This is a genomic window from Rahnella inusitata (assembly GCF_003263515.1).
In the GTDB taxonomy this organism is placed as follows: domain Bacteria; phylum Pseudomonadota; class Gammaproteobacteria; order Enterobacterales; family Enterobacteriaceae; genus Rahnella; species Rahnella inusitata.
This window is the reverse complement of the sequence record NZ_JYDE01000050.1, coordinates 1-7,730: the sequence shown is the minus strand read 5'-3', so window position 1 is coordinate 7,730 and position 7,730 is coordinate 1. Positions and strand designations below refer to the sequence as shown.

General features: G+C 58.2%; 8 protein-coding genes. 6 read left to right on the top strand and 2 right to left on the bottom strand.

What is annotated here, in order from left to right; all coding sequences use genetic code 11:
• Positions 1–290, bottom strand: a 290-nt coding sequence (locus TU92_RS22070; RefSeq protein ID WP_248291974.1) for an iron chelate uptake ABC transporter family permease subunit, incomplete at its 3' end; no start/stop codon positions are given.
• Positions 291–425: 135 nt separating this feature from the next.
• Here TU92_RS22070 and entS point away from each other — a divergent pair.
• Entirely contained in the window at positions 426–1,694 is a 1,269-nt protein-coding gene (gene entS, locus TU92_RS22065) for an enterobactin transporter EntS (RefSeq protein ID WP_112169536.1), read from the top strand.
• Here the strand turns inward: entS and fepB are convergent.
• A complete protein-coding gene (fepB, locus tag TU92_RS22060; RefSeq protein WP_112169534.1) occupies positions 1,681–2,649 on the bottom strand; it encodes a Fe2+-enterobactin ABC transporter substrate-binding protein in 969 nt (322 codons plus the stop codon). The genes entS and fepB overlap by 14 nt on opposite strands.
• Before the next feature lie 199 nt (positions 2,650–2,848).
• Between fepB and TU92_RS22055 the strand changes: the two genes are divergently transcribed.
• The 5 genes from TU92_RS22055 to TU92_RS22035 all read left to right on the top strand — a co-directional run.
• The gene (locus TU92_RS22055) at positions 2,849–4,069 is read left to right on the top strand and encodes an isochorismate synthase (protein ID WP_112169532.1); all 1,221 of its coding nucleotides are present in this window, start codon (positions 2,849–2,851) and stop codon (positions 4,067–4,069) included.
• Between the two features lie 11 nt (positions 4,070–4,080).
• Complete coding sequence (locus TU92_RS22050; protein WP_112169530.1) at positions 4,081–5,727, top strand: (2,3-dihydroxybenzoyl)adenylate synthase; 1,647 nt, start codon at positions 4,081–4,083, stop codon at positions 5,725–5,727.
• 3 nt (positions 5,728–5,730) lie between these two features.
• A complete protein-coding gene (locus tag TU92_RS22045; RefSeq protein WP_112169529.1) occupies positions 5,731–6,600 on the top strand; it encodes an isochorismatase family protein in 870 nt (289 codons plus the stop codon).
• Positions 6,600–7,358: a 2,3-dihydro-2,3-dihydroxybenzoate dehydrogenase gene (gene dhbA / locus TU92_RS22040; RefSeq protein ID WP_112169527.1), complete on the top strand. Its 759-nt coding sequence runs from the start codon at positions 6,600–6,602 to the stop codon at positions 7,356–7,358. The genes TU92_RS22045 and dhbA overlap by 1 nt, the downstream gene beginning before the upstream one ends.
• A partial coding sequence (locus tag TU92_RS22035) for a 4'-phosphopantetheinyl transferase family protein (RefSeq protein ID WP_427909987.1) occupies positions 7,333–7,730 on the top strand: 398 nt, incomplete at its 3' end. The genes dhbA and TU92_RS22035, both read left to right, overlap by 26 nt.

The following is a 7,730-nucleotide window of genomic DNA, read 5'->3' as shown; positions in this document are numbered from 1 at the left end:
CCGAGTGCCACGCCCGCCAGCAACCCGGCCAGCGTGCGGGGCAGGCGCGCATCGCGGATGATCACGCAGTCGGGCAGCAGGGTACATTGGCCCTGTAATGCTGCGATCACCGTATGCAGCGGAACAGATTTCGCGCCAATCAGCAGACTTAATAAAATCACGATGACCAGCAGGACAATTGCCAGCAGCATGAAAAGCATCCGACGCAGTAATGCCTGCGAGCGCACCGGTTGCCGTGAGTTTTCCGGGGAGGAATAGGGGGCCGAGGGTTCAGTAAGAGACCGTGACATGATGAGTAAAAGCACCAAAGTTAATCTTAATGATATTTATTATCATTATCTATTGCGTTTGGCTATGGTAGCATGAGTTATCCCGCAATAGCACTACATTGACTGTGCCTTTTACCCCTATGTGACGCATTGATAATGAACAAGCCCTCGATTTTACTCGATTTTTCCCTGCTGAAAACGCACGCCACATTTCGCGCCGTCTTCTGCGCGCGCTTTATTTCTATTCTGGCACTCGGCCTGCTCAGCATCGCCGTGCCGGTGCAGATCCAGTCCATGACCGGTTCGACCTTGCTGGTCGGGCTGTCTGTCACGCTGGCCGGAAGCGGCATGTTTATCGGCTTGCTGATGGGCGGCGTGATGGCTGACCGTTACGAGCGGCGCCGCCTGATCCTGTTTGCGCGCAGCACTTGCGGGCTGGGATTTGTCGGGTTGTGCATCAACGCGGCGCTGCCGGTTCCTTCGCTGACGCTTATCTACCTGCTGGCGGTGTGGGACGGTTTCTTCGGTGCCGTTGGCGTCACGGCGCTGCTGGCGGCGACGCCCGCGATTGTCGGAAGGGAAAATCTGGTGCAGGCCGGGGCGATCAGTATGCTCACCGTTCGCTTCGGCTCGATCCTTTCACCGGCTATCGGCGGGCTGGTGATCGCCAGCGGAGGTGTGGCGTGGAACTATGGTCTGGCCGCGCTCGGAACCGGTCTGACGCTCATTCCGCTGCTGCGTTTACCGCAGCTGGCGCCGCCGGTGCAAAAGCGTGAACATCCGCTGCGGGCGCTGATTTCCGGTTTCGCTTTCCTGCTGCAAAACCGGGTGATCGGCATGGTGGCGCTGGTCGGCGCGCTGCTGACGATGGCAAGTGCGGTGCGGGTGCTGTATCCGGCGCTGTCCGGAATGTGGCAGGTTAGTGTCTCAGAGCTTGGGCTGATGTACGCCGCCGTACCGCTCGGGGCGGCAGTCGGTGCGCTGACCAGTGGACGGGTGGCGAATGTCGCCCGGCCTGGCTGGCTGCTGCTGCTGAGCGCCATCGGCGCGTTCGTCGCCGTCGGCCTGTTCAGCCTGATGCCGTGGTTCGGCCTCGGATTAGCCTTTTTGGTTATCTTCGGTTATCTCAGCGCCATCAATGCGTTACTGCAATATGCCCTGATCCAAAATCTCACGCCGGATGATTTCCTCGGCAGGATTAACGGCCTGTGGACGGCGCAGAACGTGACGGGGGATGCGCTCGGTGCGCTGCTGCTGGGTGCGATGGGATCGGTGATGTTACCGGCCATCACTTCGGCGAGTTTCGGTTTTACGGCAGCGTTGCTGGGTGTGGTGCTGGCATTTGCGATGCGGGCGTTACGGCATACCGTGACGGGCGGGCAACAGGCTCAGCCTGCGCCCGCCGCTGCGGTCAGTGAGAAGTAAACAGCGTGTCCAGCCGCGTCAGCAGGTTGCTGGCGCTGTAATAATCCAGCCGGAAGGTGTCATTACCCAGTGCATAAACTTGTTTATGCTGAACCGCCGGAAGATGGGCCAGGAAGTGGTTTTCCATCAGCCGTTGCGTATCGCCGTCGTCGCCCGAAAACAGCATCAGGGTGTTGCCGTTCAGGCCTTCTGCCATGTTTTCCCCTGACAGCTGCACGATATCTTTTCGCACGCCCTGACTCTGGCTGCCGTGAAAATTGTCCGGCACTGTGGCCAGCGTAAACCCGAGTTCATGCAGCAACTGTCCCTGCGGGGAAGCGGATGTCCACAAATTGGCGGCCTTGCCATCGGGGCGATAGACCATCGCGGAGACCGGCTGGGCGGGCAATGTCAGCTGTGTTTTCAGCTGTTTAACCCGCTCATCAAACTGCTTCACCACGGCGGCGGCCTGCGCTTCATGACCGGTCGCCACGCCCAGTTGTCGCGCCAGTTCCTGCCAGCTTTTGTCGTCATAATTGACCACCAGTACCGGCGCAATCGCCGAAAGCTGGTCGTACAGTTTCAGTGCAGAATCCCCGCCAGTGGCTGAGATGATAATGAGGTCGGGTGCTTCCCCGGCAATGGCTTCGGCATTTGGCTCGCCGATATACAAACGCTGCACCTTACGCTCTGCGGCGATCTGGCCCCACTGGCGGAAAAAGCCCTGCGCGTCCGCAATCCGGCTGTTCGGGCTGGTTGCACCGCTGGCGATCACCGGCGCATCAATGGCCAGCAAAGTACCGGTGACGGTCACGCTGGTGGAGACGATGCGTTCAGGCGCATGGGCCAGCGTAATGCTGCCGTGTTCAGTGTTTATCTCACGAGGCCAGCCGGTTCCGGCGGCCAGACAGGCCTGTGTCAGCAGGGCGAAAAGCCCGCCCGCGAGGGTCAGACGTTGGAGCAGGGTATTCTTCATTAAAGACAATCCTTCACGATAGCGTACTGATAAATAGCCGTTTTTCGGTGATTCTACGTGCCCTGAAATCAGGAAAAAAGCGCAAGACTTCAGGTTTCTATGATTGACACACGTAAAACCGGCGAGTAGTTTACCGCCATCAGATGCAAATGATAATCGTTATTATATTCATTATCATTTTATTAACAGGAGTCGACTGATGGATGCTGTAGTGACGGATGGCAAAAGCAACGGAGCAGGGCTGGTCGGGGAGCAGTGCCCGGAGGTGGCGAAAAATATCGCGGATATCTCTCCTGCCAGCGGATTTTTCTTCACTTCCCCTTTTCGAAGCTTAGCCACGCAGGGATGTTTTACTCAGCTCACGCTGCCTGCCGCTGGCGGTGAGGCGCTGAACGGTGAATTTCAGCAGGCGATTGCGCAGGCATTCATACAGGCGCGAAACGCCGGTATCGCTCATCCGATAGTCTGTGGCGCCATTCCCTTCGATACGCAACAGCCCTCGGCACTGTTTGTGCCAAAAGAAGTGCAGTGGTTTGACCGTCAGCAGTTTCTCGATAATGCACCCGTGAGCCAAAACGCCTTGCCGCAGGTGAAGCGAAAAACGGAACATCCCGCGCAAACTGAATTCATGCAGATGGTCTCTTCAGCGGTTGAAGCCACCGAACGGGGCGCACTGCGCAAAGTGGTGCTGTCGCGCCTGCTGAAGATCGAAACCCGCCAGCCGGTGGATCGCGCCGCGCTGATGGCGCGCATGATCGAGCAGAATCCCGGCGGTTATCACTTCCACGTACCGCTGGCACAGGGCGCGCTGCTGGGTGCCAGCCCGGAACTTTTGCTGCGAAAACTCGGCAACCATTTTCACTCAAATCCGCTGGCCGGTTCGGCGAAACGCAGCGCGGATCTGCGAAAGGATCATGCTGCCAGCCAGGCGCTGTTGGTGTCAGGGAAAGATGCCTACGAGCACCATATTGTCACCGACGCTATGCGCGATGTGCTAACCCCACGATGCAGCCATCTGCATATTCCTTCGCGCCCGGAACTGCTCAGTACGCCGACACTCTGGCATCTCGCCTCACCGATTGACGGCGACGTGGCGGACAGCGCTGAAAATGCCCTGTCGCTGGCCTGCCTGTTGCACCCGACACCCGCTTTGTGCGGCATGCCGACCACGTCTGCACGCGAGCTGATTTCTCGTCTCGAACCTTTCGAACGCGGTCTGTTTGGCGGCATTGTCGGGTGGTGTGATGCGCAGGGGAATGGCGAATGGGTGGTCACTATCCGCTGCGGCACGGTGGAGGCAAACCGCGTTCAGTTGTTTGCGGGAGCGGGAATCGTGCCGGACTCTGTCCCTGAATCGGAATGGGCAGAAACCGGCACTAAGCTCAACACCATGCTGCGCGCGTTTGGTCTGGCGTCATAAAGGAGACTCGCATGACGATTGAATTTACCCGCTGGCCGGATGCCCTGGCACAGCGTTACCGCGAACGCGGCTACTGGCTGGGTCTGCCGCTGACCGATATTTTACAGCGGCAGGCTGACCGCGATGTCGCGGCCATTTCTGATTCAATCTCCACACTCAGTTACCGTCAGCTGGATGACAAGTCCGACAGGCTGGCCGCTGCGCTGCAACGACGCGGCCTCGGCGCGGGCGATACCGCGCTGGTACAGCTGGGTAACGTCACCGAATTTTACGTGGTGTTTTTTGCGCTGCTGAAAATCGGCGTGGTGCCGGTCAATGCGCTGTTCAGCCATCAGCGCAGTGAACTCAACGCTTATGCTTCACAAATCCGGCCTGCGTTGCTGATTGCCGATACCCATCACGCATTGTTTGCCGAGCACACATTGGTGGCGGCTTTTGTTGAACAACACCCTTCGCTGCGGGTAACGGCGCTGCGCAATGCAGAGGATGACGCGCATTCACTGGCGGCGTGGATAGCAGAGGAGGCGGGCGATTTTTGCGCCTCACCGACTCCGGCGGATGAAGTGGCGTTCTTCCAGCTTTCCGGCGGCAGTACCGGTACGCCCAAACTGATCCCACGAACTCACAACGACTATTACTACAGTATCCGGCGCAGCGTCGAAATCTGCCGTTTCGATTCGCAAACCTGCTATCTGTGCGCCCTGCCGATTGCTCACAACTACCCGATGAGTTCGCCCGGCGCGCTCGGCGTGTTCTATGGCGGCGGGCAGGTAATTCTGGCGACGGATCCGAGCGCGCAGGTCTGTTTCCCGCTGATTGAACAACACGTGATCACCGTAACGGCGCTGGTGCCTCCGGCACTGACGCTATGGCTACAGGCGATGAAGGAGTGGGAAGGGCATCCCTCCCTCGACAGTTTAACGCTGTTGCAGGTCGGCGGCGCAAAACTGAGTGAGACGCTGGCAGCCAGAGTGCCGCAGGAAATCGGCTGCCAGTTGCAGCAGGTATTCGGCATGGCAGAAGGGTTGGTGAATTACACGCTGCTGGACGACGATCCGCAGCGCATCTTCACCACTCAGGGCACGCCGATGTGCCCGGATGATGAGCTTTGGGTAGCGGATGAGCACGGAAATCCTCTTCCCGCAGGTGAAACTGGCCGTCTGATGACGCGCGGGCCTTACACCTTTCAGGGCTATTACCTCAGCCCTGAGCACAACGCCAGTGCCTTCGATGAACAGGGTTTTTACTGCTCCGGCGACCTGATTTCACTGACGGATGACGGTTATGTGCAGGTTCAGGGAAGGTTGAAAGATCAGATTAACCGTGGCGGTGAAAAGATCGCCGCAGAGGAAATTGAGAATCTGCTGTTGCGTCATGAGTGCGTGATTAACGCCGCACTGGTATCGATGCCTGACAACTTAATGGGCGAAAAAAGCTGCGCCTTTTTGGTGACACGCAGCGGTTTCAAGCCGGTGCAACTGCGCCGCCATCTGCGTGAGCTGGGTGTTGCCGAATTTAAACTGCCCGACCGCTTTGTGCGGGTCGAACGGCTGCCACTGACGCCGGTGGGTAAAGTGGATAAAAAGCTTTTACGTGAAAAGTTAATCGCACAAGAACAGTCTATTTCTCAAGAACACACTGCGCCACAGGGAGAATAATTCATGGCCATTCCTAAACTCGAATCCTACGCACTGCCTGCGGTCAATGAACTGCCCGCCAATAAAGTCAGCTGGACGGTTGAGCCGCAGCGCGCGGCATTGCTGATCCATGATATGCAAAAATACTTCCTCAATTTCTGGGGTGAAGGCAGCCCGCTGATTGAGCAGGTGGTGGAAAACATCGCCGCGTTACGCCGCTACTGTAAATCCGTTGGGATCCCCGTGTTTTATACCGCGCAGCCGAATAACCAGAGTGATGAAGATCGTGCACTGCTCAACGACATGTGGGGGCCGGGCCTGAACAAACATCCGGATCAGCAGGCGGTAGTGGAAGCCCTGACGCCGGATACTGACGATCAGGTGCTGGTGAAGTGGCGCTACAGCGCATTTCACCGTTCGCCGTTGCAGGATATTTTGCAGGAAACTGGCCGCGATCAGTTGATCATCTGCGGGGTGTACGCCCACATCGGCTGTCTGACGACCGCGACCGACGCGTTTATGCGCAACATCCAGCCCTTCATGGTGGCCGATGGTCTGGCCGATTTTTCCCGAGACGAGCACCTGATGGCGCTGCGTTATACCGCCGGTCGCTGTGGTCGTGTGGTGACGACGGCGGAGCTACTGCCGAAAGAAACCGTTGCAAAAATCGACAGTAAATCAGCCCTGCGGGCTCAGATTTTGCCGTTGTTAGATGATGACAGCGACGACATTGGTAACGATGAAAACCTGATCGATTACGGGCTGGACTCCGTGCGCATTATGGCGCTGGCGACGGGCTGGCGGAAAATTCGCGGCGATATCGACTTTGTCGCTCTGGCCAAAACGCCGACGATCGATGGCTGGTGGGCTCTGCTTTCCGGGGAAAAAGCCTGATGAGCACAGCATGGGATTTCGCCGGTAAACAGGTTTGGGTGACCGGCGCCGGGCAGGGGATTGGTCTGCACACCGCGCGGGCATTTCAGCAAGCGGGCGCGACAGTAACGGGTTTCGATAAAACCTTCAGCGGTGAGGATTACCCTTTTCGCACCGAAGTGATGGATATCACCGACAGTCAGGCGGTCGCGGCGGTTTGCCAGCGTCTGCTGGCTGAACAACCGGTACTGGATGTGCTGGTCAACGGCGCGGGCATTTTACGCCTGGGCGCAACGGATGAGATAAGTGATGACGACTGGCAGAGTTGTCTGGCAGTGAATGCGGGCGGCGCGTTCAACCTGTTCCGCCATACGCTGCCGGTGTTCCGCCGTCAGCAACACGGCGCGATCATCAGCATCGCCTCGAACGCGGCCCATGTGCCACGCGTCGGGATGTCGGCCTATTGCGCCTCGAAAGCGGCGTTGCGCAGTTTATGTCTGACTGTCGGATTAGAGATGGCGCCGTTCGGCGTGCGCTGTAATCTGGTGTCACCGGGTTCGACCAATACGCCGATGCAACAGGCCATGTGGCAAACGCACGACGCCGAACAGCGCACCATCGACGGTTTTCCCGATCAGTTCAAACTGGGCATTCCGTTGGGAAAAATTGCGTTGCCGCAGGAAGTGGCTGAAGCGGTGCTGTTTCTGGCTTCCGGTAGCGCCTCTCACATTACGATGCAGGATATCGTTATCGATGGCGGCGCAACGCTCGGTGCCTGAGTCCTTTATCACGGGGGCCGGGTGGCTGAACCTGCCGCCGGAATTCGGGTATTCAGGGAAGATCGCACGCTGCCACTTCGCATTGGCCGCCTATCGCGATGATCTGTTTACAGAACTGGCGGTATTTTTCCCGCCCTCCCTGACGCGTGCCGTCCCGAAGCGGCGCGCGGAATTTCTTGCCGGGCGCTATCTTGCCTCGATGGCGTTAACTTCCCTGGGCCAGCCACCGTTTACCGTCGGCATCGGCGACAATCGCGCACCGCAATGGCCGGAAAACGTATGCGGTTCGATCAGCCATAACGCCCATACGGCGCTGTGTGCGGTACAGACAGGCGCAGGGGTGGGAATTGATGTTGAAACTTTGATGGAAGA